Source organism: Bradyrhizobium genosp. A (assembly GCF_049949275.1).
Taxonomy (GTDB): Bacteria; Pseudomonadota; Alphaproteobacteria; order Rhizobiales; family Xanthobacteraceae; genus Bradyrhizobium.
The window spans coordinates 1,976,452-2,000,534 of sequence record NZ_CP188196.1 but is presented as its reverse complement, the minus strand read 5'-3'; the positions used below and the strand labels follow the sequence as shown (position 1 = coordinate 2,000,534).

27 protein-coding genes and 1 pseudogene are annotated in these 24,083 nt (G+C 62.0%); 17 read left to right on the top strand and 11 right to left on the bottom strand.

Annotation, left to right across the window (positions count from 1 at the left end; genetic code table 11):
- The first annotated feature begins 50 nt into the window (after positions 1-50).
- The 5 genes from ACP2YP_RS09330 to ACP2YP_RS09310 all read left to right on the top strand — a co-directional run bounded on the left by ACP2YP_RS09330 (position 51) and on the right by ACP2YP_RS09310 (position 5,367).
- The gene (locus ACP2YP_RS09330) at positions 51-677 is read left to right on the top strand and encodes a hypothetical protein (RefSeq protein ID WP_426423828.1); all 627 of its coding nucleotides are present in this window, start codon (positions 51-53) and stop codon (positions 675-677) included.
- A gap of 159 nt (positions 678-836) precedes the next feature.
- Positions 837-1,475: a transglutaminase-like cysteine peptidase gene (locus tag ACP2YP_RS09325; protein WP_426423826.1), complete on the top strand. Its 639-nt coding sequence runs from the start codon at positions 837-839 to the stop codon at positions 1,473-1,475.
- A 219-nt stretch (positions 1,476-1,694) separates the two neighbouring features.
- Positions 1,695-2,315, top strand: coding sequence for a hypothetical protein (locus ACP2YP_RS09320; protein WP_426423824.1), 621 nt, complete (start codon positions 1,695-1,697; stop codon positions 2,313-2,315).
- Between the two features lie 27 nt (positions 2,316-2,342).
- Entirely contained in the window at positions 2,343-4,592 is a 2,250-nt protein-coding gene (locus tag ACP2YP_RS09315) for a polysaccharide biosynthesis tyrosine autokinase (RefSeq protein WP_426423822.1), read from the top strand.
- Positions 4,576-5,367, top strand: a complete 792-nt coding sequence (locus tag ACP2YP_RS09310; RefSeq protein WP_426423820.1) for a hypothetical protein — start codon at positions 4,576-4,578, stop codon at positions 5,365-5,367. Before ACP2YP_RS09315 ends, ACP2YP_RS09310 begins: the two co-directional genes overlap by 17 nt.
- 114 nt (positions 5,368-5,481) lie before the next feature.
- Here ACP2YP_RS09310 and ACP2YP_RS09305 read toward each other — a convergent pair whose 3' ends face one another.
- On the bottom strand, positions 5,482-6,906 hold the full coding sequence (locus ACP2YP_RS09305) for an undecaprenyl-phosphate glucose phosphotransferase (RefSeq protein WP_426423818.1): 1,425 nt from the start codon (positions 6,904-6,906) through the stop codon (positions 5,482-5,484).
- A 344-nt stretch (positions 6,907-7,250) separates the two neighbouring features.
- Between ACP2YP_RS09305 and ACP2YP_RS09300 the strand changes: the two genes are divergently transcribed.
- Entirely contained in the window at positions 7,251-7,529 is a 279-nt protein-coding gene (locus tag ACP2YP_RS09300; RefSeq protein WP_426423816.1) for a hypothetical protein, read from the top strand.
- 169 nt (positions 7,530-7,698) lie between these two features.
- Positions 7,699-8,433 (top strand): metallophosphoesterase family protein, encoded by a 735-nt coding sequence (locus ACP2YP_RS09295; RefSeq protein WP_426423814.1) that lies wholly within the window; start codon positions 7,699-7,701, stop codon positions 8,431-8,433.
- A 27-nt stretch (positions 8,434-8,460) separates the two neighbouring features.
- Here the strand turns inward: ACP2YP_RS09295 and ACP2YP_RS09290 are convergent, their stop codons facing one another.
- From ACP2YP_RS09290 to rfbC, 3 genes are all read right to left on the bottom strand, one after another.
- On the bottom strand, positions 8,461-8,883 hold the full coding sequence (locus ACP2YP_RS09290; protein ID WP_426423812.1) for a hypothetical protein: 423 nt from the start codon (positions 8,881-8,883) through the stop codon (positions 8,461-8,463).
- Between the two features lie 109 nt (positions 8,884-8,992).
- Positions 8,993-9,889 (bottom strand): dTDP-4-dehydrorhamnose reductase, encoded by an 897-nt coding sequence (gene rfbD, locus ACP2YP_RS09285; RefSeq protein WP_426423810.1) that lies wholly within the window; start codon positions 9,887-9,889, stop codon positions 8,993-8,995.
- Position 9,890: 1 nt separating this feature from the next.
- Positions 9,891-10,445, bottom strand: a complete 555-nt coding sequence (gene rfbC / locus ACP2YP_RS09280; RefSeq protein WP_426423808.1) for a dTDP-4-dehydrorhamnose 3,5-epimerase — start codon at positions 10,443-10,445, stop codon at positions 9,891-9,893.
- Positions 10,446-10,530: 85 nt separating this feature from the next.
- On the opposite strand from rfbC, the gene rfbA reads away from it, so the two are divergent.
- The 3 genes from rfbA (at position 10,531) to ACP2YP_RS09265 (ending at position 12,776) form a co-directional block, all read left to right on the top strand.
- Positions 10,531-11,412, top strand: a complete 882-nt coding sequence (gene rfbA, locus ACP2YP_RS09275; RefSeq protein WP_426423806.1) for a glucose-1-phosphate thymidylyltransferase RfbA — start codon at positions 10,531-10,533, stop codon at positions 11,410-11,412.
- Between the two features lie 12 nt (positions 11,413-11,424).
- Positions 11,425-12,489 (top strand): dTDP-glucose 4,6-dehydratase, encoded by a 1,065-nt coding sequence (rfbB, locus tag ACP2YP_RS09270; RefSeq protein ID WP_426423804.1) that lies wholly within the window; start codon positions 11,425-11,427, stop codon positions 12,487-12,489.
- Positions 12,490-12,572: 83 nt separating this feature from the next.
- The gene (locus ACP2YP_RS09265; RefSeq protein ID WP_426423802.1) at positions 12,573-12,776 is read left to right on the top strand and encodes a hypothetical protein; all 204 of its coding nucleotides are present in this window, start codon (positions 12,573-12,575) and stop codon (positions 12,774-12,776) included.
- Here ACP2YP_RS09265 and ACP2YP_RS09260 read toward each other — a convergent pair.
- On the bottom strand, positions 12,773-13,063 hold the full coding sequence (locus ACP2YP_RS09260) for a hypothetical protein (protein ID WP_426423800.1): 291 nt from the start codon (positions 13,061-13,063) through the stop codon (positions 12,773-12,775). The genes ACP2YP_RS09265 and ACP2YP_RS09260 overlap by 4 nt on opposite strands.
- Positions 13,064-13,625: 562 nt before the next feature.
- Complete coding sequence (locus tag ACP2YP_RS09255; RefSeq protein WP_354111157.1) at positions 13,626-13,781, bottom strand: hypothetical protein; 156 nt, start codon at positions 13,779-13,781, stop codon at positions 13,626-13,628.
- 591 nt (positions 13,782-14,372) lie between these two features.
- Here ACP2YP_RS09255 and ACP2YP_RS09250 point away from each other — a divergent pair.
- The 3 genes from ACP2YP_RS09250 (at position 14,373) to ACP2YP_RS09240 (ending at position 15,617) form a co-directional block, all read left to right on the top strand.
- Entirely contained in the window at positions 14,373-14,546 is a 174-nt protein-coding gene (locus ACP2YP_RS09250) for a hypothetical protein (protein WP_187437049.1), read from the top strand.
- A gap of 221 nt (positions 14,547-14,767) precedes the next feature.
- Positions 14,768-15,019: a hypothetical protein gene (locus tag ACP2YP_RS09245; RefSeq protein WP_426423798.1), complete on the top strand. Its 252-nt coding sequence runs from the start codon at positions 14,768-14,770 to the stop codon at positions 15,017-15,019.
- A gap of 232 nt (positions 15,020-15,251) precedes the next feature.
- On the top strand, positions 15,252-15,617 hold the full coding sequence (locus ACP2YP_RS09240; protein WP_426423796.1) for a VanZ family protein: 366 nt from the start codon (positions 15,252-15,254) through the stop codon (positions 15,615-15,617).
- Between the two features lie 54 nt (positions 15,618-15,671).
- Here the strand turns inward: ACP2YP_RS09240 and ACP2YP_RS09235 are convergent.
- Positions 15,672-15,776 (bottom strand): annotated as a pseudogene (locus tag ACP2YP_RS09235) (CHRD domain-containing protein); the annotation flags it as partial.
- Positions 15,777-15,900: 124 nt separating this feature from the next.
- Positions 15,901-16,185, bottom strand: a complete 285-nt coding sequence (locus ACP2YP_RS09230) for a hypothetical protein (protein ID WP_426423795.1) — start codon at positions 16,183-16,185, stop codon at positions 15,901-15,903.
- Positions 16,186-16,502: 317 nt separating this feature from the next.
- On the opposite strand from ACP2YP_RS09230, the gene galE reads away from it, so the two are divergent.
- On the top strand, positions 16,503-17,489 hold the full coding sequence (gene galE, locus ACP2YP_RS09225; RefSeq protein ID WP_426423793.1) for a UDP-glucose 4-epimerase GalE: 987 nt from the start codon (positions 16,503-16,505) through the stop codon (positions 17,487-17,489).
- Between the two features lie 129 nt (positions 17,490-17,618).
- Here the strand turns inward: galE and ACP2YP_RS09220 are convergent, their stop codons facing one another.
- Both ACP2YP_RS09220 and ACP2YP_RS09215 read right to left on the bottom strand, forming a co-directional pair.
- A complete protein-coding gene (locus ACP2YP_RS09220; RefSeq protein ID WP_426423792.1) occupies positions 17,619-18,062 on the bottom strand; it encodes a hypothetical protein in 444 nt (147 codons plus the stop codon).
- A gap of 149 nt (positions 18,063-18,211) precedes the next feature.
- Complete coding sequence (locus ACP2YP_RS09215) at positions 18,212-18,691, bottom strand: hypothetical protein (protein ID WP_426423791.1); 480 nt, start codon at positions 18,689-18,691, stop codon at positions 18,212-18,214.
- Positions 18,692-18,900: 209 nt separating this feature from the next.
- Here ACP2YP_RS09215 and ACP2YP_RS09210 point away from each other — a divergent pair, with 209 nt between their 5' ends.
- Positions 18,901-19,569 carry a hypothetical protein gene (locus tag ACP2YP_RS09210; RefSeq protein ID WP_426423790.1) on the top strand — a complete coding sequence of 223 codons (669 nt, stop codon included), beginning with the start codon at positions 18,901-18,903 and terminating at the stop codon, positions 19,567-19,569.
- 19 nt (positions 19,570-19,588) lie between these two features.
- A complete protein-coding gene (locus ACP2YP_RS09205) occupies positions 19,589-21,739 on the top strand; it encodes a CHASE2 domain-containing protein (RefSeq protein WP_426423789.1) in 2,151 nt (716 codons plus the stop codon).
- 212 nt (positions 21,740-21,951) lie between these two features.
- Here ACP2YP_RS09205 and pobA read toward each other — a convergent pair whose 3' ends face one another.
- Positions 21,952-23,124 carry a 4-hydroxybenzoate 3-monooxygenase gene (pobA, locus tag ACP2YP_RS09200; protein WP_426423788.1) on the bottom strand — a complete coding sequence of 391 codons (1,173 nt, stop codon included), beginning with the start codon at positions 23,122-23,124 and terminating at the stop codon, positions 21,952-21,954.
- A gap of 50 nt (positions 23,125-23,174) precedes the next feature.
- Between pobA and ACP2YP_RS09195 the strand changes: the two genes are divergently transcribed.
- A complete protein-coding gene (locus ACP2YP_RS09195) occupies positions 23,175-24,077 on the top strand; it encodes a helix-turn-helix domain-containing protein (RefSeq protein ID WP_426423786.1) in 903 nt (300 codons plus the stop codon).
- Positions 24,078-24,083 lie beyond the last annotated feature (6 nt).

Here is a 24,083-nt window from a genome sequence, read left to right as displayed (position 1 = left end):
TTGGCAATATGTTGAGTCAAACTTACTCGATTGCATGGCTGGGGAGTCGAATGCGTAAATCCGTGGGGCTCGGGGCTGCCTTGCTCGCGATGACAGCAGCGACGTCGACTTTTGCAGCACAGAGCGGCTGCGTTCCAAATCCCGACGCAGTGACTTCTGAGCGGGCAATTCAATTCCTCGGCAATCCCGAGGCTCTTCTGAGCCAGTTCAAGGACGGTCAAGGCGGTCTCGCCGCCCAGATCCGGGATATGCTGACCAATCGGCCGGAGACACTGGAAGGCATGGGCTCACTCGCCAAGGCGAGCTCGGATGACCAGGGCCGCGCAATTGGCGCCGGAATGGGCACTGCCGCCGCGGTCTGTGTGCTAACGCAGCCCCAGTTCGCCCAGCAGATCCAGGCCGCCGCGCTGAAGACCGAAAAGCCCGGGCTGATCCAGTCATTCACGAGCATCACCGGCGACATCCCGACAGAGGCAACGGCAGGCGCGGACGCCAACGGCGACACAACCGCAGGCGGCGGACAAGGAACGACGGCGCAACAGCGCGCGGGCGGAGCAACCATCTCGGACCCCACAACCTCGTTTTCCTCCGGACCAAGCCCAACCGTCCAGACCAACACCTTGTTCGCGGCTTCGACCGGAACCTCGTCGCTCACGACCACGAGCCCGTCGCGCTAGTCCCGGAACGAAATCAAACTCAGCGTATTGATTAACCAAGCCGGCCACGCGCGCACGTGGCCGGCCATTTGCATTCAATTTTAGAGGTTCGAGGAACCGGGCTCTAAAATTTTTGTGCGAGACCTAATGCGTCAAGAACGACGGATAACGGGGGATGACATGAAACTGTTGTACGCGCCATTGCTCGCAGCCTTCATCGCCTGCGCCGGCAACACTGCGAAGGCCGAATCGGATAGCGCACAGCGTCCGGCCGGAGCCTCGTTCATCGAAGAATTCGACAACGCCCTTGCACCGATGAATTTCGTCAAATTCTGCATGAAGAACGATGCGGAATGCGGCACCGATGCCAGCGAGCGCACACTACCGCCTGCCGACACCGCCATGGCGATGCTTCGTGAGGTGAATATCTCGGTCAATGAATCCATTGTGCCGATGCGCAAGCCGACGGATCCGGTGACCGCAAACTGGACGGTCTCGCCATCGGCCGGTGACTGCAACGACTACGCGGTCACCAAGAGACACCAGCTGATCGCGATGGGATGGCCGCAGGCGGCCCTGCGTCTTGCGGTTGTGCGGATTAACGGCGGACAGGGTCACCTGGTGCTGGTGGCACGGCTTCCCGATGGCGACGTGGTCCTGGACAATCTGTCCCCGAACGTTCGCCCCTGGAATTCGCTCGGCTACGAATGGATTTCGATGCAATCCGGCGCCAACCCGCACTTCTGGGTGAGCATCGGCGATCATGGACGCAAGCTTCGCGAGAAGCGCTTCGCTTCCCTATCCGGCTCGTCGCTCTGATCGTTGCACCTTCGGATCCCACTTCTTAAGCGGATCGTGTCTATCGACGCCCATGGCTCACGCTGCGGGCGTTGTCGTATACCCTGTTCGAACAGGTCATCCGCCCAATACGAAATTTGCTATGAATTTCTGGGGTTTCAGACTATATTTTGCACCGCACAAGAATTTGACATAGTTAAGCGCGACACTCGGTTTGAGCGAAGTCTTGCGGCGATTTGAATGAACGCAATGAGTGGTTTGGCCCTGCCTCAACGACGACGATTTGCCGATCGCAGCCTGGGCGACTTTCGCCTGGCGATCGCTTTGGCGCTGTTGATCGTGGCGTGCGCCACCGGTCGCTGCGAGGCTCAATGCGTCGGGCAGTCCGACCGCGTCCCCGTGCCCGTCTTGCAAGCCTTCCAGACCGATCCCGCATCGCTGCTGCACGAGGTTCGCAACGACCGCAGCAAGCTCGCGGGTCGCCTCGCCGCCTATATCGTGACCGATATATCTGTCCTGCCCACAGTGCGGGACCTCATCAGCCAATCCAACAACATCGATCGTAATACGATCGGTGCGGCCTTGCGCCGAGCGCAGCTGATCTGTCTTCCTCGCAAGCCTGAAACCTCCCAGAAGATCGGCGAGTTTGTACGAAAGCTGGCAGACTCCGCCGTGAGTTCCGGCTACTCAGCGGAGTTGGAGGCGGTGGAATTCGACCCGAATTCGGTGGCTTCCCAGTCGGTGGGAAGTGCGCAACCGTCGTCAACCAAGAAGCCTTCTGGGGCTGCGAGCAGCTTACTGACCGGCGAGTGGAATACGGAGATCGCCGATCCGTTTGCTCTCGCGCCGCTCCCCCAATAACCTCACGCCAGGTCAATGAACATACAGATGTACCAGCCCAGAGAGCAGTTTCAGCTGCACGAGAGGTCCGCACTAGATTTGGCGGGAGCGACGCTGAACGTCGAGCGTATACTGGGCATCCTGCGGCGGCAGTGGCCGCTTATCGCAGCGGTCGTCGGTGGCGCCTTCGCACTCGTCATCGTTTACCTGCTGACCGCGACGCCGATGTACACGGCGAACACGCGAATCCTCATGGATACCCGCCAGACTCAGGTGCTCGACAAGGAGACCGGCGTCTCCAATGCGCTGATCGACCCTGGCTTCGTCGACAGCCAGGTCGAAATCATCAGCTCGGACGACCTGATCCGATCTGTCGTCCGCCGCATGAAGCTCACGGAAGATCCCGAGTTCAACGGCTCGGATCCGGGCCTTATTCCGGCGATCATCGGCAGGGTGATTTCGCTTTTCGGATCAGATGGACCCGCGTCGAAAGAGCGAATCGAGCGTGGGACGGTTGGCGCCGTGCAGGCCAATCTGAAGGTCGAGCGCGTCCTGACAACGTACGTGTTGTCGGCCAGCTTCCGTTCGCGAGACGCCGACAAGGCGGCCCGGATCGCCAACGAGATCGCCGATGCCTATATCGTCGGCGCCCTCGATGCGAAGTATCAGTCCACCAAACGTGCCAGCGAATGGTTGCAGCAGCGCAGCGCCGAGCTGCGCGAGCAGGCGACCGCCAGCGATCGCGCCGTGCAGACCTTCAAGAGCCAGAACAATATCGTCGGCACCAGCCGCGGCCTGATGAACGAGCAGCAGCTCACCGACGTGAACACGCAGCTTATCCAGGCCCGCGCGGCCACCTCCGAGGCCAAAGCACGGCTCGACCGCATCGAGGCGATCAGCGACAAGGATCTCGCCCAGCCGACGGTCACTGACGCGCTGAACAATCCCGTGATCACCCGCCTGCGCGCTCAATATCTCGATCTGTCGGCGCAGTATTCCGATTGGTCGGCCCGCTACGGCAAGACCCATCAGGCGTCGATCAATCTCGCCAGTCGCATGGATGAGCTGCGCAAGTCGATCGCAGACGAAGTCAAGCGTATCGGCGATGCCTATCGCAGCGATTACGAGATCGCCAAGAGCCGCGAGACCTCGCTGGAGGAAAACCTCAAGAATCTCGTCAGCCAGGCCGGCAACACCGGACAGGCGCAGGTGAAGCTGCGCGACCTCGAAAGCGCAGCCGACACCTACCGCAACCTGTACAACAGCTTCCTCGAGAAGCAGCAGCAGGCAATGCAGAACCAGACCTTCCCGATCAGCGAATCCCGCATCATCAGTACTGCTGTGAAGCCGGACCGCAAGAGCTCGCCCAAGACGGTGCTCTCCCTGATCGGCGCCCTGTTCGGCGGTCTTTGCTTCGGCCTCGGCGCCGCCTTTGCCCGCGAGATGTTGAGCGACGTGCTGCGCTCTCCGACCGAGGTCGAGGACGAGATCGGCGTCAAATGTCTCGGGGTGCTTCCGGCCATCGGCGCCAAGGCGATGGGCTCGCCGAAGGTGCGCGGATCGCGATCGCCCGATGGCACGCCCGTCGAGGCCAGCGGCCAGCTCTCCCGCTACGTCATCGACCATCCCTTCTCGCGCTATGCCGAGATCATGCGCAACATCAAGGTCTCGATCGATGTCGCCCGGCTGTCTCGTGAGGTGAAGATCATCGGCATCGTGTCGTCGCTTCCGAAGGAAGGCAAAACCACGGTTTCCGCCAACTTTGCGCACCTCACCGCATTCACCGGCAAGCGGGTGCTGCTGATCGACGGCGACCTCCATACGCGCTCGCTGACCAAGGAGCTCGACCCGACCGCCAAGAGCGGGTTGCTCGAGGCTCTCAAGAATCCGCAATCGGTCGGACACCACATCCGGCGCAGCGCGGAGACCGGGCTGGACTTCCTGCCCTCCTTCGCCGTTACGCGCATGGTGAACTCCGCCGACATCATGGCCTCGAAGGCGATGGCCGATTTGTTGGCGCTGCTGCGTGACGAATACGACTACATCGTCATCGATCTGGCGCCGGTCATGCCCGTGACCGATGCCAAGGCCATCAGCCATCTCATTGACGCCTATATCTATGTCATCGAATGGGGCCGCACGACGCGTACGGCACTGCAGGAATCGATGTCGAGCTCCGAAGGTATCCAGAAGAAGGTGCTGGGCACCGTTCTCAACGGTGCAAACCCGAAGATGCTGAAGCGTATCGAGGGTTACAAAGGCTCGCACTACAACGCGTACTATGTCGAGGGAGCCTAATAAAGCCGACGCCGGCGCATCTCGTCCGCGCTGGCTTGCGCGCGCCGCCAATTGTTTGCTGGCGGCCTCCGCCCTGGCATGGGCGGCATCGACCCTCCCCAATCTGACCGATCTCACAGTATCGCGGGTTGCCCGGCAAATCGCCGCCGGCGAGAGCTACGACGCGCCGTTGCTAAGGCGCATCGTGGCGGCGAACCTGCCGGCCGCTCAGCACCAGTGCGAACCAAAGGCGCTTCGAGAGTTGCTCGTCTTGCAATTGTCGGCCGCCGACATGACCGTCCGCAGCACCGACCTGCCACAGGCGGATGCGGATGTTGATGCCGTCCAGCTGATGAGCAGGATCCTGCTGGGATGCGCTCCGACCGAGTCGCTCGCGTGGCTGGGGGCGTTCTGGGCTGGCTCGCGCCAGAACGGACTAACGGCCAGAACCGCCGCGCTTCTCGGCCAATCGTACCGCCTGGCACCGCATGAGGTCTGGCTGCAAATGATGCGCGTGCCTCTCGCCTTCCGGGCCTTCGACGCGCTGCCCGCTGCGTTGACAGACGCTGCGGTTCAGGACTTCAACGACGTCTTCCACGACCGGCTGTATCCCAGCGCCGCCGCGCTCTACGTCAAATCCCCGGCGTCGGCACGCGGCAGACTCCTCGATCTGACCTGCGACGTGTCCGAACCGGAGAAATTGGCTTTCTGGTATCTCGTCCGGGACGCCGGAGGAAAGATCCAGCATCGGTGCTATCCGGCCGACGACCGTCCGCGCTACTTGCTTAAGAATTAGCCGGATGCTCCCGACTGCATCGATAGCGCGCGGACCGGAGCGCCGCGCCTCATTAGCTGATGATCGATGCCGTGGAAAATGTCTCTGCCGCCGACAGACAGAGGCCCGCGCTTCTCAGTAGGCTTCCTGATGGATCAGCGCCAGAGCGGTCTTCAGGATGATCCTGATGTCCAGCCAGATGCTCCAATTGCTGACGTACCAGACATCGTACTCGACCCGCTTCTCCATCAGGTCGATCGTCGGCGTCTCGCCGCGGAAGCCGTTGACCTGGGCCCAACCGGTCAGGCCCGGCTTCATGTGATGCCGATACACGTAGTTGCTGATCAACTGGTCGTAATAATTGTCATGTGCGAGCGCATGCGGCCGCGGTCCGACCAGCGACATCTCACCGCGCAGGACGTTCCAGAGCTGCGGCAACTCGTCGATGCTGGTCCGTCGCAGCACGCGACCGACGCGGGTGACCCGGGCGTCAGACTTCGTCGCCTGTGTCACGGTGTGGCCATTCTCCGCCACCGTCATGGAACGAAACTTCCAGATCTGGAACGGCTTGCCGTTGAATCCGCGCCGAGACTGCTTGAAGATCACATTACCCAGCGAGTCCAGCTTGATCATGATCGCCGCCGTCATCAACAGCGGTGCCAGCAACAGCAGGGCAAACGAGGCAAGGCCGATATCCAGGCAGCGCTTCTGCGCCCGCTCGAACACGGTGAGCGGGGCGCGCTGGATCTCGATGGCAACCGTGCCGCTGACCGGCTGGAACGGCCGTGAGACGAGATCGGCGATCGGAAAGTCCGGCAAAAGGCGAATCGGCTGGGGAACCACGCGCAGGTGCTGGCTCAGGCTCTGGAGCAGCGGCATCTCGTCCCAGTCGATGACCAGGAGATATTCCTCGACATCGGCCGCGCGCGCCTGACGGACGACGTCGCGAATTTCGTGATCCCAGCCCGAGCCGTCGTCGGACGGCCCGAGAACGAAATGACGCACGACATTGAAGCCGTGCTTGCGCAGATCCTTGAAACGGCTCGACGTGAAATCGAGCGGCTTCAGGCTGAGCAGCACGACCTTGCGGTCGACCAGCCGGCCTCTGGCATAGCTCGAGTTCAGCGCGATGCGCCACAGCACCCGGAGGCCTCCGAGGGCAACACCACCGGTCGCAGCAAACAGCAGCGTGGTTCCGCGCGACAGATCCGCCGACGATTTGAGCAGGAACGCCTCGACCGCGAGAATCGTGAGCGAGATGACCCAGACCGCGAGCGTCTTGCGAAGCTGCCAGACCGTATTGAGAAGACGATGATGATCGTAGACGCCCTGGAAGTACGAGATCGTCACGAACACGGCGGCGACCACGAGACCTGCGCCGACCGATGAATCCTGCTCGGCGATAAGCAGGCGATATAGACCACTCGCCGCGAAATAGCTCAGCAGGAGCACAAGAAAGTCACCAGCGATCAGAGCGACCTGGAGGGGACGTTGGAGGGCACCGCGGCGGTTCGATACAACCGAATAATAGTTTTCCGAACCAAAAGTTGCTACAGCCATCCGAACCTCGCTGCCTCGTCACGCACTCGCAACCGCCGAGTTGCAAGCAGTCGATTTAATTTGCGGTGCGTCTCCGACAATCTCTTAACTAAACAAAGCAACAATGCGGCACCGCACCAAAAAAATCAAATCTATTTTCTGCAATGCGATGCCTGCATACGCGCATGCTCAAAGTGTTGTCACAAGCCTGACATTCAACTGAGCATTGCGCCGCGTATCGCACCAAATCATTCCAATTTTATACATTAATGCGCGCTCATTTGAACGGTTGTTCAACCCTGTTGCTTAAGCCGACCTTAGGCTGGCGCCATTAACACTCGTGGCAGTTTCTTGGGAGTTGTGCCGTGAGTACCGTCGTCATTTTCAGTCTGCTGATCGGATCGTTGCTCGGCGGCCGATTCCGGGTTTTCATTCTGCCTCCGGCGATCGTGCTGGGCGGAGCGACGATCGGCGCCGTCTCTGCCTGGCAGGGACAAGGCCCGGCTCACATTTTCGTTGTGATCGTTGTCTTTGCAGCCGTGCTCCAGCTTGGCTATCTCTGCGGCGCGCTTCTGCTCCGCACGCGTGCGACAGCGTCTCGCACCGAGGCTTCACCGTCGTTCGACAGCCGCAGCTTCGGCTGAGCGCACCAAGCGCAGCAAATCGACGCCTCATCAGACCGCACGGATGAGAAGACAGCCGCACGAACCGGCGTTCACATGGCGTGGACGAAAAAAAGCCGCTCGTGCCGACCCGAATTCGTCGATTGCATATTGACATCTCGGGCGAAGCTCTCTGAAAGAGTTGGACCCCATGGTCACAACCCCGACTCAGAACTCGCCCCGGCCGAAACTGCCGAACGGCGTGCGGATCTACGCCCTCAGCGACATCCACGGCTGCGCGCATCTGCTCGAACAGATGTTCGCCGTCATCGATGCGGACATGGCAAACAGCCGGCCCTATCGCGCGATCGAGGTCTTTCTCGGCGACTACATCGATCGCGGACCGGACTCGCGTCACACCCTCGATCTGCTGATCGACCGCAGCCGCCGCCGTAACACGGTCTTTCTCAAGGGCAATCACGAGGCCTATTTCACCTCGGTGCTGGATGATCCCTCGCGCGCCGCCGACTGGTTTCAGTTCGGCGGCCTCCAGACCCTGATGTCCTACGGAATCTCGGCAACGCCCGATCTCAGCAAGGACGAACAGTCCGATCTCGTGCGCGAGCTCATCTCCGCAATGCCGCCGCAGCACATCGCGTTCCTGCGCCAGTTGCGGCCGACATTCACATGCGGTGACTTTTTCTTCGTGCATGCCGGCGTTCGTCCGGGAATTCCCCTGTCCGAGCAGCGCGAGCAGGATCTGCTGTGGATCAGAGACGAATTTCTCCAGAGCAAGAAGCGTTTCGGCAAATACGTCGTGCACGGCCATACGCCGGTGCGCCAGGCCGAGCTGCTCGAGAACCGTGCCAATATCGACACCGGAGCGTATGCGACCGGCAACCTGACCCTGCTGTCGATTCAGGGCAACAGCATGCTCGCGATCTAACGACGCGCCTGCGCGCGGCGCGAAGCGTCAATTGGTCTGGCTTGCCGACGGCCGGTATTCCGGAAACCGGCTGAGCATCGCGGCCTTCAGGAATTTGAAATGGGCGATCGAGGCGCTGAGCTCCTTGAGCCTGCGCTGGCCGTTCAGGATTTCCGTGTCGAACAGATCCTGATGGTGATTGTCCAGCGCCTCGCGCTCGAGATATTCGTCATCGCCGTTGCCGATGGTCACGGCCGCGCGCGCCAGCACATCCTCCACCCGGCGGTTCAGGCCTGATTGCTCGCGCTCCGCCGCATGCAGCGCGTCCTCGATTGCGACCATGATGGCCTCGATGCGCGTGCGATCAGTGTCGGCGTCGCGCTCGGGCGAGCGGGCACGGAACGTCTGCTCTCGGCCGAAGCGGTCTTTCAGGAAATTGTGAGTGCGGGCCCGCAAGAAGAGCTGAAACATGCGTGCACTTTCCGGTTCGAGGCGCCAAACAGGAAATTGGGCCCTGGATGGTTAACAAAGTTTAAAGGCTGCGGACATTGTCCTCCGATGCGCTCCTGTAAACCGGTGTTCAGATCGTCGCCTCGAGGGCATCCAGCTCGCGATCGAGCGCCTGCTGCCAGCTCGGCGGCGTGATGCCGAACCGCTCGCGCAGCCGCGTGAGATCAAGACGGGAATTGGCCGGCCGCGTCGCCTTGACGGGAAATTCGTCCGAGCGGATCGGAACGATTTCCTTCACAGCGAGTTTGGCGCCCCTCGATTGCAATCCGGAAACGATCGCAGTCGCAAAGCCGTGCCAGCTGGTCTCGCCCGCGCAGACCAGATTGACGACGCCGCCTCGTTGCTCGAACGCCTCGCGAAGCTCGCCGTCGCTTCGCGGCAGCATTGCAACCACCGCTTGTGAAATCGCATTCGCTGTCGTGGGCGCGCCGATCTGGTCGGCGACGATGCGCAGCTGCTCGCGCTCTCCGGCGAGCCGCACGATCGTCTTGAGGAAATTCGCCCCCGTTGCTGCGTAGACCCAGGACGTGCGCGCAATCACATGCAGAGCACCTGCCTCGGCAATGGCCTGGTCGCCGGCAAGCTTGCTTTGGCCATACACCGAGAGAGGCGCCGGCGTGCTGTCCTCGCGCCAGGGACGATCGCCGGAGCCGTCGAAGACATAGTCCGTCGAAAAATGCAGCAGCGGCACGCCGCGGGGCGCCGCCCACTGGGCGATTGCCCTGGGAGATTCCGCATTGATACGAAACGCGAGCTCTCGCTCGTCTTCCGCACGATCGACAGCAGTGTAGGCGGCGGGATTAATGATCAGATCCGGCTTGATCGAATCCAGCTTGCCGGCAAGCTCGCCCGGCCGCGACAGATCGAACTCTTCGAGCGCCGGCGCAACGATATCGGCCCGCCCCTGAAGCAGCGGAAGCAGAGCTCCGCCCACCTGCCCCGCAGTGCCTGTCAGAAGGATCTTCATCTCAGATCTCCCCGTAACGCGGCAGATTCTTCACATCTGCGAGCAAGGGCGCATCTGCATCCTTGGGCGACAGCGAGGGATCTGCGAGGCCCCAGTCGATGCCGATTGCGGGGTCGTTCCATCGAACCGAAATCTCGTCCTTCGGGCTGTATAGCGCGTCGCATTTGTAGAAGAAATCGGCCGTCTCGGAGAGAACGGCAAAGCCGTGCGCGAAGCCACGAGGAACCCACAATTGCCGCCGATTCTCCTCATTCAGTTCGACAGCAACATGACGCCCAAAATTTGGGCTACCGACGCGGACGTCGACAGCAACATCCAGGACGCGACCGCGGAGCGCAGTGACCAGCTTGCCCTGCGCGCCCGGATTTTGTAGGTGCAGCCCGCGCAACACACCATGACGCGAGCGTGACAGATTGTCCTGAACGAACGGCTGCGCAACTCCGCTCTGCGCGTAGCGCTCGAATTGGTAGGTCTCCAAGAAAAAGCCGCGTTGATCGCCGAATAGCTTCGGCTCGATGATCAAAACCTCGGGCAGATCTGTCTTGATAACGTTCATTCCAGTGACTTCAGCTCCGCCCACACAACAAACTTGTGCAGCGCACACTATCTGATATTTTCGAATTGGTAAACCAGAGGGACCTATGAAGGGAATTATACTCGCTGGCGGAACAGGCTCTCGCCTTTTTCCCGTCACGACAGTGGTGTCGAAGCAGCTGCTTCCGGTTTTCGACAAGCCAATGATCTACTATCCGCTGTCGACACTGATGCTCGCTGGAATTCGCGACATTCTCATCATCTCGACGCCGCAGGACAAGCCGCTGTTCCAGCGCTTGCTCGGCGATGGATCGGAGATTGGCATCAACTTCTCTTACGCCACGCAGGAAACCCCGCGCGGTCTTGCCGACGCCTTCATCGTCGGCCGCGAATTCGTGGGATCGGATTCCGTCGCGCTGGTTCTCGGCGACAATATCTTCTACGGCCACGGACTTCCGGAAATGCTAGCCAGGGCGGCAACTCGCAAGAGCGGCGCCACGATCTTCGGCTACGTCGTCAACTCACCCGAGCAATACGGCGTGGTCGAGCTCGATAGCGACGGACGCGCGCGCTCGATCGAAGAGAAGCCCAAGCAGGCGAAGTCGAATGTGGCCGTCACCGGCCTCTATTTCTACGACAACAGCGTGGTCGACATCGCTGCGGGGATCAAACCTTCGGCGCGGGGCGAGATCGAGATCACCGATGTGAACAACGCCTACCTCGCGCGTGGCGACCTGTTCGTCGAGGTGCTTGGGCGCGGGTTTGCTTGGCTCGACACCGGCACGCACGCCTCGCTGGTCGAAGCTAGCCACTTCGTTCAGATCCTGGAACAGCGCCAGGGCTTGCGCATCGCCTGCCCCGAGGAAATCGCGTTGCGGCGCGGTTACATTTCTCTCGAAGCCTTCAAGAAGGTTGCAGAGAGGACCGCCAAGAGCAGCTACGGCGAATATCTGCAATCGGTTGCCCGCTCCTTCGCCGCTCAAGACTGAGGCAGATCATCCATGCGTTTCGAAGACTCCACGATTTTCGTCACGGGCGGTGCAGGTTTCATCGGCTCTGCAGTCGTCCGTCATCTCCTCCGCGACACGCACGCGCGCGTCGTCAACATCGACAAGCTGACTTATGCGGCGAACCTCGAGTCGATCCCTGACGCCGAAGCAAACCCGCGTTATGCATTCGAGAAGCAGTGCATTTGCGAGGCAGCCTCGCTTCGCAAGCTGTTCGAAAAGTACCAGCCCGTCGCGGTGATGAATCTGGCGGCCGAGAGCCATGTCGATCGTTCGATCGACGGCCCCGGCGAATTCATCCAGACCAACATCGTCGGCACCTTCACGCTGCTGCAGGAAGCGCTGCGATACTGGAGAGCCCTGACCCCGGATCGCCGCTCACAATTCCGCTTCCTTCACATTTCCACCGACGAGGTGTTCGGGTCGCTCGGCAAGGACGGTTACTTCACGGAGACCACGTCCTATTCTCCCAACTCGCCCTACTCGGCGAGCAAGGCATCGTCCGACCATCTGGTCCGCGCCTGGCGCGAGACCTATGACCTTCCCACGTTGGTGACGAACTGCTCGAACAATTACGGGCCGTATCACTTTCCCGAGAAGCTTATTCCCCACATCATCATCAAGGGGCTCGCCGGCGAGCCGCTGCCGGTTTACGGCGACGGACAGAACATCCGCGACTGGCTCTACGTCGAGGATCACGCCAAGGCGCTGACGCTCGTGCTCGAGCGCGGTGCGGTCGGCGAGACGTACAATGTCGGCGGCCGAAATGAGCGCACCAATTTGCACGTCGTGGAAGGCATTTGCGACCTGCTCGACGAAATGTCGCCGCGCGCGGCGGGCTCCCGCCGCGGCCTTATTTCGTTCGTCGCCGACCGCCCCGGTCACGATCGCCGCTACGCGATCGATGCTTCGAAGCTCGAGCGCGAGCTCGGATGGCGCGCCGACGAGAATTTCGAAAGCGGCCTTGCCAAGACGGTTCGGTGGTTCTTCGACAATCGCAACTGGTGGCAAGCCATTCTCGATCGCGGCTATCAGCAGAAGCGCATCGGCCTCGGCTAGCGGATCGGCCACCTTTTCGCGGCAGCCGCCGTCCCGCCAGAACTGACGGCAGGCTGACCGCTCCAGGAGGGACTTACACGAGGATGGACGAATACTATTTCGTCTGGATCCGCGGCCTGGATGGTCGTCCGAAGCCGCAGATCTGGGACGCGGACCAGTTCTCTGGCCCCGAATGGAAGTTCACGCACGTCATGGCCCGGCATCCTCTGGACGCAAGAGTACGCAGGATGGGGCTGGACCGCCTTGCGAAGCTTTTTCCCGCGCCCGACCTGGACGAACTGGCTTAAGGTTCTGCCCTGTAAGACTCGAGGTAAGGCTGATCGACGCGACTCTGCGCCATCCAGGCCTTCCACGCGTCTTCATGCTTGGCATATAGCTCCAGCCAGCGCTGCTCGCCGGGAACAGGCTGGGCGCCCCGCTCGATCCATATCGCTCCGGATCGACCGCCATCCGGCTCGCTGTCGAGCCGCTCGAACTCAAAGGTCTCCTCGAGCGTCAGACCGATCAGAACGCGCCTGCCGACCGCATCGACAAAATATCGCCGCGGCGCATTGTTGTTCCTGACGCTCGTCATGGCGCACCTCTTTCGCGATCCACAGGCCGTTCAGACCAACAGGACAACGCCCGCAAGTCCGAACGACCAAGGGCAAATTGCCGGACCATCCGTGTCGGCTTCCCAAACTCAGTCACGCACGCAAGGACCATCAGGTGCCTGCAAGAACCGAGCGCAACTTAATGAGGGCATGCGAAGGGAACAATATCGGGCACGGCTAACCTGCCTCGCATGATCTACCGTCGCGCGCTGTGGTTTCGGCTGAATCCACTCAGAACGCACGGCGCGCCCTGGCAAACGACACGTGCTGGCGCTCCCAGGCAGCATGGACAGGTCTCTTTTCCCTGTGCGCTCGCCGTGCACGCATCGCATAGCCGATGCAGAAGCCAACGAAGATCGAAATCAGAATCGAAACCCAACTCATCCGAAGGTCTCTCTATTTGGCTTCGCGTCGATCGCCTCCATTCGGCGAGCGGACATTCTCATCTTCGAGTTGTGTCGAGATCGTGATCACGGTCGCTGATTTTGTCGTCACGGGCGAGAATTTTTGGGCAGCAGTGTGCTTGCTTCCTGGCCGTTCGCGTCAACCAACCAGCCAGAAGAAGAATTTCACTGACAGCAGAATGATGAAATAGGCCCACCCCGCCATTGCGATCAGCGCAATGCCGAGAAAGGCACCTTCGAATGCCCGCTCTCTCATCTTCGCGAGAGGCTTGGCTGATAGCGTTTTTTGAAGCATCTCGATCTTCTTGTTATTCGTAGCGCTCAAACGATCATAGCCGAACGAATTCGACGATCTCGTGACGGATGCAGACGAGAATCGGCTGATATGCGTACGCCGACTCTCTCACGACATCGATCTTCAACGAATTTTGAATCGATGCGGCGCGGAGCATCGGGCGACGGAACAATTTTCCAATGGCGCGCCTGAGTGGGATTTGAACAACTCAATGGTTTGCAACTTTCACGAGAGATCGCCCGGCTGCATGTGAAAATTTCGCAAGCGGTCTTGTGGGGAGAGCGGGGACCGCTTCGGCGGCAACCGGATGTGGTGACCGGGCGTCAGGCCGGATGGCTGCGACCGTCGCTGATCGGCGCGAAATCGAGAAAACCCCGGAGTTGTACGGAGCGCCAGGCGCCGATTTCCTCGCGGTAAGGTTGAGGAGTTAGCTTAATCCCCGTTGTTTGTTGCGAAGTCTCACCGATCGCATATCCATCTTCGCACCGGGCTCCCCCAAACGGCCCGGCCCCACCCAAGCAAAGCCGTCGAGCGACATGGGTCCGCTTGGCGGCTTTGTCGTTGTGTCGATGCAAGAGGATCATTTCGGTTATGGCGCGGAAGCCCTGGTCGTTCAAGGAAGACCGCCGGCTCATGGAGCTGGCCAAATCTTCGACGTCGTTGGAGGAGGCGGCGAAGCAGCTCGGGCGATCGCCCGATGCGATCAAGCGGATGGCCTTGCGTCTCGGCTTGGCGCTCAAGTCAAAGGCCGCAAAGAAGAGCTAGCGGGCGTACGCCGCGCGAGCGACAATTCGTGGACGCGGGCCATTGCCGTCGGCACCAGCCGAACGCAAGCCGCAAAACGACGCATTCCAGACGCTTCAGCACCCTCGATCTCTCCGCGCGCGGATGTTAGACTCCCCAATTAAACATCGGCTGTTTGCCGCCGAGGACGATCGCTCGGCGGCCTCGGTACCCGATCGATAATCTATTGGAGGATTTGCACCATGTTGTCCCGCGCTCTCGCCGTAGCCTTGCTCCTGGCTCTGCCTTCCGTGGCGTCGGCGCAAGTTCCTGTGGGGTTCGGATTCCCGAAGGGCGCACCCTGGTGTGCGTTCGGCTTCGATTGCCGATTCCTGAATTTCCACGAATGTGCGGACCGGATCTATGATCCCGCGCGTAACTGCCTCAAGAATCCCTACTTCGCGGCCCGCTACCCGACCGATGTCGACAAGGGCTGGTCCTACAATCGGCGTTGAACGCCACGCCCCGCCGGCGTCGCGGCGTGCTGCGACCGCAGTCGCGGCTGCGGCCCGCGACACTGCACTGGTGGCCTGACCGGCCCGAATTTGGACAGCCAGGCGGTATGCGTCATCCGAACATGTCCCGGTGCGAACCACCAGTCATGAACCACCATCGGCGATGCGCACTCCTTAACGATGATCTCCGCTTTTGAGGGCGGCACGCCGGTCGACCGGCTATGATGCTGCAATGCGACAAAACCATCTCATCGCGGCCGCGGCCATCTGCCTTGCGCTGATCGTCTATGCCACGCTGGCCAAGCTTGCGGGCAGGCCGGTGCTCATGGGTCATGCTGAAGCCTATTGGGTCGTCGTCATCGAGCGCTTCAGCGCCTATGGCCTGCTGGGCTTCCTGCTGTCGTTCCTGCTGCCGGGCCGCTTCAAGCTGGCTTGCGCGTTCGTGATCGCCGTCGCAGCCGGGCTCGAGATATTGCAGACGTTGATACCCGACCGGGATCCACGTTTCATCGACGTGCTGCAAAAGGCCGCCGGCGGCACGGTCGGCGTCATCCTTGCCCAGACCATTCTGGCCTTCCTGCCCAGACCGCCGTGCTGACGCGAGCGGCATCAAGTCACATCGCGGCGGCGATGTGCGGACAAAATCGACGGCCTATTTCATCATCTGCCCGCGCAGCTCGCCACCCGGATTGGCCGCGGTGTGGACGTCCGCCTACCATTTGCAGGCCAGCAGATCGGCAGCCTGCGTCTCGGTGAGGCATCCCTCCCAACCCGAATCCCGTCGGTCGACCCGTTCTGGTGTGAAACGCCGGGACTCACGCCAAATTCCGGTTGGATGAGGATGCCTGATTCAAACGGAGCCAACTTCTGCGGCTGCGGACCTACGCCACGCCGCGGTTCAAGCCCGCCTGATCGACCGCGAGTGCTCCGGACATGTGACGATGGGTTTCCCTCAGCGCCGTGATCGCGCGATCAAGATCGAACTCGGTTTCACGAATAGTTTCGAAGAACCGAGCCATCAAGGCGGAGTTCAACTTGACGCGGGTGTTTCCATCGCGGCTCTTCCGGCGATCGAGCGACAGGTGCAGCGCCTGCACCCTGGCCTCAGCAGCATTACAGCCGCTGAGTGTCGCGAGTTCGTCATAAGTCATCCAGATCTGAGGCATATCCCTGTCCGCCTTTTGTTATGAGCCCCAACCTAGATTTCAAGTTTAAAGCGGGGATTGCTGCGGCGAGCTCCCGCGACTTTTTCCCGGGAAGATAGTCAATATGGAGCTAACATTAGCGGTGGCTGGCCTGGAGACGAACGGGAGAGTTCGCAGGGCTCAGGACCAAGGATATTTTGCGTCCAAGCTTGCTACGGATGCCGCTGTCCACGGCGCGAACTTGACCTCGATGGGATCACACGCGTGCAGCTTTTCAGATCGTCGAGCCGGTCCTAAACTAACCGAATTGCATGCGGCAACGATTGGGGTGAAAGAACATGACCGACCGGCCGACTGTCCTCGTCACAGGAGGCGCGGGATATATTGGCTCGCATGCCTGCCGCGCCCTTTCCGCTGCCGGTTATCAGCCCGTCGTTTATGACAATCTCTCAACAGGTCATCGCAGCTTCGTGGCCGGGGAGCTGGTGACAGGCGATCTGCTTGATGGCACGACGCTGGCGCGCGCCTTTGCCGACCACAAAATCAAGGCGGTGATGCACTTCGCGGCAGCGAGCCTCGTCGGCGAGTCCATGACCGACCCGCAGAAATACTACATCAACAACGTCCAGGGCACGTTGTCGCTCTTGCAGGCGATGCGCAACGCCGGCTGCCACCGCATCGTGTTTTCCTCGACCGGTGCGGTCTATGGCAATGCCGATTCCAAGGCGCTGTCGGAGGATTTTCCCTGCGCGCCGATCAACCCTTATGGTGCTTCGAAGTGGATGATCGAGCGCATGCTCGCCGATTACCGCGCGGCCTACGGCTTCGGCGCGTTCTGCCTGCGCTATTTCAATGCCAGCGGTGCCGATCCAGCCGGCGGCATCGGCGAGTTGCGCGACAACGAGACGCATCTCATCCCACGCGCCATGATGGCGCTGCAGGGGCATGTCGAGTTCGCCGTGTTCGGCGACGACTACGACACGCCCGACGGCACCGCGATCCGCGACTACATCCACGTCACCGACCTCGCCGCGGCGCATATTGCGGCGTTGAAGCTGCTGGAAACGGGACATGCCGGCGGCAGCTTCAATCTCGGCACCGGCTCGGGCTTCTCGGTGCGCGAGATCCTGACCGCCATTCGGCAGGAGACTGGGCGCGACGTGCCGCACACCGTCAAGCCGCGCCGCGCCGGCGATCCCACCTATCTCGTCGCAGACCCCTCGGCCGCACGAAAAGTGCTTGACTTCGTGCCGCGCCATTCCGACCTGCCGACCGTGATCCGCACCGCCTGGGCCTGGCACCAGAAGGCGCATCCGCTTAAATGAGCTCGAAGTATCGTGCTCAAGTGCAAACTTGACATGTGTGCCGTCCCAACGATGACGACATCACTCTCACGCTTGAGCGCTCTCACCATGAGCGCGAGGGGATTTCACCTGAACTGACGACTAATTGCGTCATGGCCCGAGTTGCCCGGGCCCCACCAAAGGCCGCGACCGCGGCCGGCTGTCGAGCCCCTTGGGCAGTTTGTCGGGATTGAGCTTGAGGACCGCGCATTTGGCGTCCGCGGGCAGCGCTTCTTCCTGGCTGTAGATCAGCGTGCACTCGAACCCGACCTCGGGCGCCTCTCGCGCCGTGCCCGAGCATGTCGCCATCGCGCCGTTGCACAGGCCGGTCAGACTGACCTCGACCTCATCTGGACCAAACACGCTCGGATTGCCCTCGGCATGGCGCTTCACGGTCAACACAGCCGTGAAACGTTGCTGATCGACCTGATAGGAGCCGCCATAGGTGAAGAAGCTGTCGCGGCCCGAGATCCGCCCATCGACAAGCTCCACAAGGCCCGTGCCCTGGCCACGCGGGGTTCTGAACCAGGCAGCGTATTGACCGTCTCTCAGCATGAAAACATCCGTCGTCATATTCAAACGTATTTGCGACGAACTCTGGGGCGCGACAATGACCAATACGACGCGTATTCCGCCACGGTTAACACCCTGCAAAACCAATTCATCAAATTGCCGGTGCCGCATGCCCGACGCGGGCCGTAGATTCAAAACAGTTCGATGCCGTCATCCGCGGGCTCGACCGCCTCGACCCGGCGGGCGGCGGCGCTCGACGACAGCCCGAGGGCTTGCAAAAATTCCCGGTGGACGTCGCGCTCGCGCTCCATCGTGTAGCGCGCGAAGAGATCGTCGAGCAGCGCCTCGTCCTGCGGCAGCGGCCGATGCGTGCCGGCGCTGGCCGTCTCCAGGCGCGCAGCGATGGTCGGCAGTGTCGCAGAGCTCTCTCCGAGCGAGTTCATCAGACCTTGCGCCGAATTCATCAGGTCCTCGAACTCGGCGCCTTCGTCGACGAGCCGGCTCATCAGCGTGCCCAGCCGTTCGTTGCCGGCTTCGACCTCGCGCAACGCCTGGAGGATCTGCGGCTCCAGATTGGCGAGCTGGGTGGGATCGCCCTGGACGCGGAGCTCCTTCAACTCGTCGGCGGAGCGCGGCAGACCGAAGACATCAAATCCGGAGCTGGACAACACGGGCGAAGCCGCCGCGGCGGTCTGACATTGCGTCGACAGTAACGGTTTGCCGCGGCGCCGTTTTCTGCCATCACCGGTTTGAACCTGTTCCTGCCAGGCTGCACCAATACCAAGAGTGATTCTGATCACACTTGCTTGGGCGCCCCCCTGTTAGGCTCCGCCGGGATGTGGATCAGTCGGGTATATCGTTCGAACTGGATGAAAAAGTCATGAGAAGCCTGATCGGCGCGATCGCCGGCGTATTTTGCCTCGCGGCTCCCGCCATTGCTGAGACCCCCGCCGCCATCGTCGAGGACGTGCAGGGCAAGGTCGACGGCGTCGAATTCATGGACTATGTGGCGCCCGGCAAGATCATCAAGCTCGGCCCCAAGGCCGGCATCACGCTCAGCTATCTGAAATCCTGTCTGCGCGAGACCATCACCGAAGGTGTCGTGCTGGTTGGCGCCGAGCAAAGCACCGTGCAGCTGGGCAACGTCCAGCGCGTCAAGGTGCCCTGCGACGCCAACGCCGCGCAGCTCTCCGAGCGCGAGGCGAACCAGAGTGCGGCGACCACATTCCGCACCATGCGATCCGACGCCAACAGCGCACCCGCCAGGCTGCCGACGATCTACGGCACGGCCCCGCTGATTCAGGCCAAGAGCGGCAGCACGCTGGTGATCGAACGCACCGACGGCAAGGAGCCCACGATCAGCCTCCCGCTCAAGAGCGACATCATGGTCGCCGGAAAATTCTATGACCTCTCGAAAGCCGGGAAGTCGCTGACGCCGGGCGGCAGCTATCTCGCGAAGCTCGGCGCCAAGCGCTACACTTTCCAGGTCGACGCCACCGCGACCTCGTCGCCGACGCCGATCGTCGGCCGTCTGCTGCGGTTCGAATAGACGGCCCGCGGCAGCAACGATGCGGCGGGTCGGCAGGCGGGACATCGTTGCGGCGATCCTGATTGCGCTCGTTACGGGCGCGGCTTTCACGTCTCCGCCGTTGCAGAACCTGCAAGGTCTCTCGCTCGACATCCTCACAGCCTTGCGCTGGACGCTGATCGGCGACCGCCGCGATCCCGCGACATCGCCGGTCGTCGTCGTGGCGATTGACGGCGAGACCTACGACACTCCGCCCTTCAAGGGATCGCCGACCCAGACCTGGACGCGCGAGATCGGCCGGGTGCTCGGCAGCATCACCGAGGGCGGCGCCAAGGTCATCGGATTCGACGTCATCTTTCCGAGCTCGATCGAGCAGTCGGAAATTCCCTTTGGCGACGTGTCGTTCGGCAGCCGTGTGAGGGGATTTGACCGGGACTATCTCATCGCGCTCAGGCGACTCTCCGACAGCGGCAAGCTCGTGCTCGGCGAAATTCTCAGCAACGACCATCCGGACAGGCCGGATCACGCGCAGCAACTGGCCGTGAAAAACAACATCCGCGCGCTCAACGTCCATACCGACAGTGACGACGTGATCCGCCGGATGCCGCTGAATTTTTCCATCGACGGCCAACCGGTTCCCGCAATGGCAGTGGAGCTTGCCGCCCGCGCTCTCGACGTAAAGCCCGAAACCGGATCATCCGGTGTGACCGCATTGGCTGGCTACGCGATTCCAGGCGCAGTGCCCAACGCGCTGACACTCAACTTCCGCGGCATGGGCCGAGATATCCCGGCCTATTCTTTCGCCGATTTGCGCGCCTGCATCGAGAAGGGAGACACCGAGTTCTTCCGCCGCGCTTTCGACGGCAAGATCGTGCTCCTCGGCAGCATCCTGACCTTCGATGACCGCAAGCTTACCTCAATGCATCTGGCCCGCGGATATGACGGCACACCGGCGCCGCGATGCGCCCTGCCCGCCCCTGCGAGCACCGTGCAACAAGCCCGCAGCGCGGTCGCCGGCGTCTTCGTCCACGCCACGGCCGTGCGTAATCTGCTCGAGCATGATGCCATCACCGAGCTCGGCCTCCCGCTGCGGGCGATCCTCACAATTGTGTTCGCGGCGATCATTGCCGCTGCCGCCTGCCTGCTCGCTCCGAGCGGCGCGGCGATCACCTGGCTTGGGCTCACCGTCGCCTACGCTGCTGTCGCCGTCAGCACATTCGCGCATGCCATCGCGCTGCCCCTGACCGAGCCCGTGCTCGCGGGTCTCACCGCGCTCGCGCTGATGATCGGCTACCGCTTCGTGATCGCCGACCGTGAGGAGCGCTTCCTGCGCAAGAGCTTTGCGTTCTATCTCGCGCCCGAGGTGATCGACGGCATGGTCGCCTCCGGCAAAATGCCGGTGCTCGGCGGCGAGATGCGCCACATCACCATGTTCTTCTCGGACCTCAGCGGCTTCTCGTCGATCGCCGAGAAGATGACGCCAAGCGAGCTGGTCGCGTTGATGAACGACTATCTCTCCGCCATGACCGACATCATCGAAAGCCATGGCGGCTATGTCGACAAATATATCGGCGATTCCATCGTCGCGATGTTCGGCGCGCCGGCGGACGATCCCGATCATGCGCGCAACGCGGTCGCCGCCGCGCTGCGATGCCGCGACCGGCTCGAGGAGCTCAACGAAAACCATCCCGCATTCCGGGGCCGCGGCCTCGCCCACCGCATCGGATTGAACAGCGGCGAAGCCGTGGTCGGCAATATCGGCTCGCGCCGGCGCTTCAACTACACCGTGATGAGCGATACCGTGAATCTCGCCTCGCGGCTCGAAGGCGCCAACAAATATTTCGGCACCGTGATCATGGCGTCCGAGATGACCGTGAACCAGAGCCGCAGCGCCTACACCTGGCGCGAGCTCGACATGGTCAGGGTGCAGGGACGCGACGAGCCGATCAGGGTGTACGAGCCGCTCGCCGACATGAACAAGGAGACGCATGAGCAAGGCATTCGCGCGGCGATCTATGCCAAGGGACTTGCGTGCTGGCGGGCGCGCGAGTTCGCCAAAGCGGCCGAGCTGTTCGAAAGTGCGGCCGGCGACGATCCGCCGTGCCGATATTTTGCCGGGCGTGCCCGGACTCTGGTGGCGAATCCACCGCCGGCTGACTGGACGCCGGTGAATACGCTGGAAGGGAAGTAGCCAGGAGCGCTGACTCACCCTCTCCCCTTGTGGGCCCTTGTGGGAGAGGGTGGCTCGCCGCATAGCGGCGAGACGGGTGAGGGGTTTCTCTCCACGAGCGATTCTCGAACGATGATATTCGCTGAAGCAACCCCTCATCCGGCGCTTCGCGCCACCTTCTCCCACAAGGGGAGAAGGGAAGAAAGCGTTACGCTCATCGGATATGCAGCGCCTTAGAACGGCAGACCCACATAATTCTCCGCCAGCAACCGCTGCGCCGTCTCGGACGACAGCAGGTATTCGAGCTCGGTCTGCTGGAGCCGGTCTTCATACTCGGAACGATCCGGGAAACGGTGCAGCATCATCGTCATCCACCACGAGAAGCGCTGCGCCTTCCAGATCCGCGCCAGCGCCTTGGCGGAATAGCCTTGCAGCCCGGAATCGTCGCGGTCCTGATAATGCGCGAGCATGGCGTGGTAAAGATAGTAGATGTCGGACGCCGCACTGTTCAGCCCGCGCGCGCCGGTCGGCGGCACGATGTGGGCGGCATCGCCGGCGAGAAACAGGCGGCCATAGCTCATCGGTTCGGCGACGAAGCTGCGCAAGGGCGCGATGCTCTTTTCGATCGAGGGGCCGGTGATCAGTCGCGCAGCGACCTCATCGGGCAGGCGACGCTTCAGCTCCGCCCAGAACGCGTCGTCCGACCAGTCCTCGACCTTGTCCGTCAGCGGCACCTGGAGGTAATAGCGGCTCAGCACCCGTGAGCGCAGCGAGCAGAGCGCAAAGCCGCGCGCATGCCTCACGTAGATGAGCTCAGGCGACACCGGCCTGGTGCGCGACAGCACGCCGAGCCAGCCGAACGGATAGACCTTTTCGTATTCGCGCAACACGTCTTTCGGGATCGATTTGCGGCTGACGCCGTGAAAGCCGTCGGCGCCGACGATGTAATCGCAATCGACGCGGACCGTCTCGCCGTTCGCTCGATACGTCACGAAGGGCCGATCCGAGGTCAGGTCGTGGGGCGTCACGTCCTCGGCGTTGTGCACGACCTTGCCGCCGAGCCGATCGCGCGCCTCATAAAGATCGCGCGTCAATTCGGTCTGGCCGTAGACCAGCACCGAATTGCCGCCGGAGCGCTTGTGCAGATCGATATGGGAGAGCACGCCGTCATGGGCGATCTCGAAACCGTTGTGGATCTCGCCCTCGCGGTCCATCCGCTCGCCGCATTGCGCCTCGCGCATCAGCCGGGCAAAGCCGTGCTCGAGCACGCCGGCGCGGATGCGCGCCAGCACGTGATCGCGGCTGTATTTCTCCAGCACGATGGTGTCGATGCCCTTCAGGTGCAGGAGTTGGGACAGCAACAGCCCGGACGGCCCACCGCCGATGATGCAGACCTGAACTTTCATTTTTCCATCCTCCCGTCGGCACTTTTTTGCAGATTCCGCAGCCTGGACCGATGGAGGGTTTCGCCATTATCTTGTACTATTCGAACATGAGAACCGCAGCCCCCGCCCCGGCCATCCGGGTCTACAATCTGTTCGGCGAAGCCGGCGACCTGCCGGACGTCGTCCATTGCGAGACGATTGCGTCGCGCTCGGTGCTGCATGACTGGACACTCGCCGTGCATCGCCACGCCCGGCTGCACCAGGTGCTGCTGATCGAGCGCGGCGGCGGCGAAGCGACGCTCGACGGACGCGTGGTGCCGCTCAAGCCGATGCAGATCGTCAACGTACCGGTCGGCCATGTCCACGGCTTCCGCTTCGTGCCGGGGACCCAGGGCTGGGTCCTGACCATCGCTGCGGAAATCCTGGACGAGGCACTGCTCGCCGCCGAGGGCCTGCGCGGCGTGCTGTCACGATCGGCCGTCGTTCGCGGCACGCCGCAGGTCCGCGCGACGATGAAGCAGATCTTTGCCGAGCACGCCGCGCGCGATTTCGGCCGCGCGCATGTGCTGCGCGCGTTGTCGGCCGCCATGATCGGCCTCGTGGCACGTGCGCTCACGAGCGAGAGCGGCACCAGCAGCAGCTCTGAATCAAATCTGTTCCGCCGCTTCGAAGCCCTGCTCGAACAGCATCATCTGGAGCGCTGGACCGTTGCGGACTACGCGAACACGTTGGCGATCACGCCCACCCACCTCAACCGCGTCACGCGTGCGGCGACCGGCGACACCGCCTCGCACCTGATCCTGAATCGGCTGATCCGCGAGGCGCGCCGCAACCTCGTCTACACCAACCTGCCGGTCTCGACGATCGCCTATGCACTCGGCTTCGAGGACCCCGCCTATTTCAGCCGGGTCTACGCCGCAGCCACCGGGCTGTCACCGCGCGCGTTTCGCGCGCGACTGCATGGCGGCGATTAGAGCCTT

Excerpts from the sequence above, each read along its gene's own strand:
- galE (WP_426423793.1), top strand. The coding sequence starts at position 16,503 with ATGACCGACCGGCCGACTGTCCTCGTCACAGGAGGCGCGGGATATATT.
- ACP2YP_RS09230 (WP_426423795.1), bottom strand. The coding sequence starts at position 16,185 with ATGCCTCAGATCTGGATGACTTATGACGAACTCGCGACACTCAGCGGC.
- rfbC (WP_426423808.1), bottom strand. The coding sequence starts at position 10,445 with ATGAACGTTATCAAGACAGATCTGCCCGAGGTTTTGATCATCGAGCCG.
- ACP2YP_RS09205 (WP_426423789.1), top strand. The coding sequence starts at position 19,589 with ATGCGGCGGGTCGGCAGGCGGGACATCGTTGCGGCGATCCTGATTGCG.
- ACP2YP_RS09325 (WP_426423826.1), top strand. The coding sequence starts at position 837 with ATGAAACTGTTGTACGCGCCATTGCTCGCAGCCTTCATCGCCTGCGCC.
- rfbD (WP_426423810.1), bottom strand. The coding sequence starts at position 9,889 with ATGAAGATCCTTCTGACAGGCACTGCGGGGCAGGTGGGCGGAGCTCTG.
- pobA (WP_426423788.1), bottom strand. The coding sequence starts at position 23,124 with ATGAAAGTTCAGGTCTGCATCATCGGCGGTGGGCCGTCCGGGCTGTTG.
- ACP2YP_RS09330 (WP_426423828.1), top strand. The coding sequence starts at position 51 with ATGCGTAAATCCGTGGGGCTCGGGGCTGCCTTGCTCGCGATGACAGCA.
- ACP2YP_RS09290 (WP_426423812.1), bottom strand. The coding sequence starts at position 8,883 with ATGTTTCAGCTCTTCTTGCGGGCCCGCACTCACAATTTCCTGAAAGAC.
- ACP2YP_RS09295 (WP_426423814.1), top strand. The coding sequence starts at position 7,699 with ATGGTCACAACCCCGACTCAGAACTCGCCCCGGCCGAAACTGCCGAAC.
- ACP2YP_RS09210 (WP_426423790.1), top strand. The coding sequence starts at position 18,901 with ATGAGAAGCCTGATCGGCGCGATCGCCGGCGTATTTTGCCTCGCGGCT.
- ACP2YP_RS09305 (WP_426423818.1), bottom strand. The coding sequence starts at position 6,906 with ATGGCTGTAGCAACTTTTGGTTCGGAAAACTATTATTCGGTTGTATCG.
- ACP2YP_RS09260 (WP_426423800.1), bottom strand. The coding sequence starts at position 13,063 with ATGACGAGCGTCAGGAACAACAATGCGCCGCGGCGATATTTTGTCGAT.
- ACP2YP_RS09310 (WP_426423820.1), top strand. The coding sequence starts at position 4,576 with ATGTCGAGGGAGCCTAATAAAGCCGACGCCGGCGCATCTCGTCCGCGC.
- ACP2YP_RS09195 (WP_426423786.1), top strand. The coding sequence starts at position 23,175 with ATGGAGGGTTTCGCCATTATCTTGTACTATTCGAACATGAGAACCGCA.
- ACP2YP_RS09255 (WP_354111157.1), bottom strand. The coding sequence starts at position 13,781 with ATGCTTCAAAAAACGCTATCAGCCAAGCCTCTCGCGAAGATGAGAGAG.
- rfbB (WP_426423804.1), top strand. The coding sequence starts at position 11,425 with ATGCGTTTCGAAGACTCCACGATTTTCGTCACGGGCGGTGCAGGTTTC.
- ACP2YP_RS09320 (WP_426423824.1), top strand. The coding sequence starts at position 1,695 with ATGAACGCAATGAGTGGTTTGGCCCTGCCTCAACGACGACGATTTGCC.
- ACP2YP_RS09265 (WP_426423802.1), top strand. The coding sequence starts at position 12,573 with ATGGACGAATACTATTTCGTCTGGATCCGCGGCCTGGATGGTCGTCCG.
- ACP2YP_RS09240 (WP_426423796.1), top strand. The coding sequence starts at position 15,252 with ATGCGACAAAACCATCTCATCGCGGCCGCGGCCATCTGCCTTGCGCTG.
- ACP2YP_RS09245 (WP_426423798.1), top strand. The coding sequence starts at position 14,768 with ATGTTGTCCCGCGCTCTCGCCGTAGCCTTGCTCCTGGCTCTGCCTTCC.
- ACP2YP_RS09315 (WP_426423822.1), top strand. The coding sequence starts at position 2,343 with ATGTACCAGCCCAGAGAGCAGTTTCAGCTGCACGAGAGGTCCGCACTA.
- ACP2YP_RS09220 (WP_426423792.1), bottom strand. The coding sequence starts at position 18,062 with ATGCTGAGAGACGGTCAATACGCTGCCTGGTTCAGAACCCCGCGTGGC.
- rfbA (WP_426423806.1), top strand. The coding sequence starts at position 10,531 with ATGAAGGGAATTATACTCGCTGGCGGAACAGGCTCTCGCCTTTTTCCC.
- ACP2YP_RS09250 (WP_187437049.1), top strand. The coding sequence starts at position 14,373 with ATGGCGCGGAAGCCCTGGTCGTTCAAGGAAGACCGCCGGCTCATGGAG.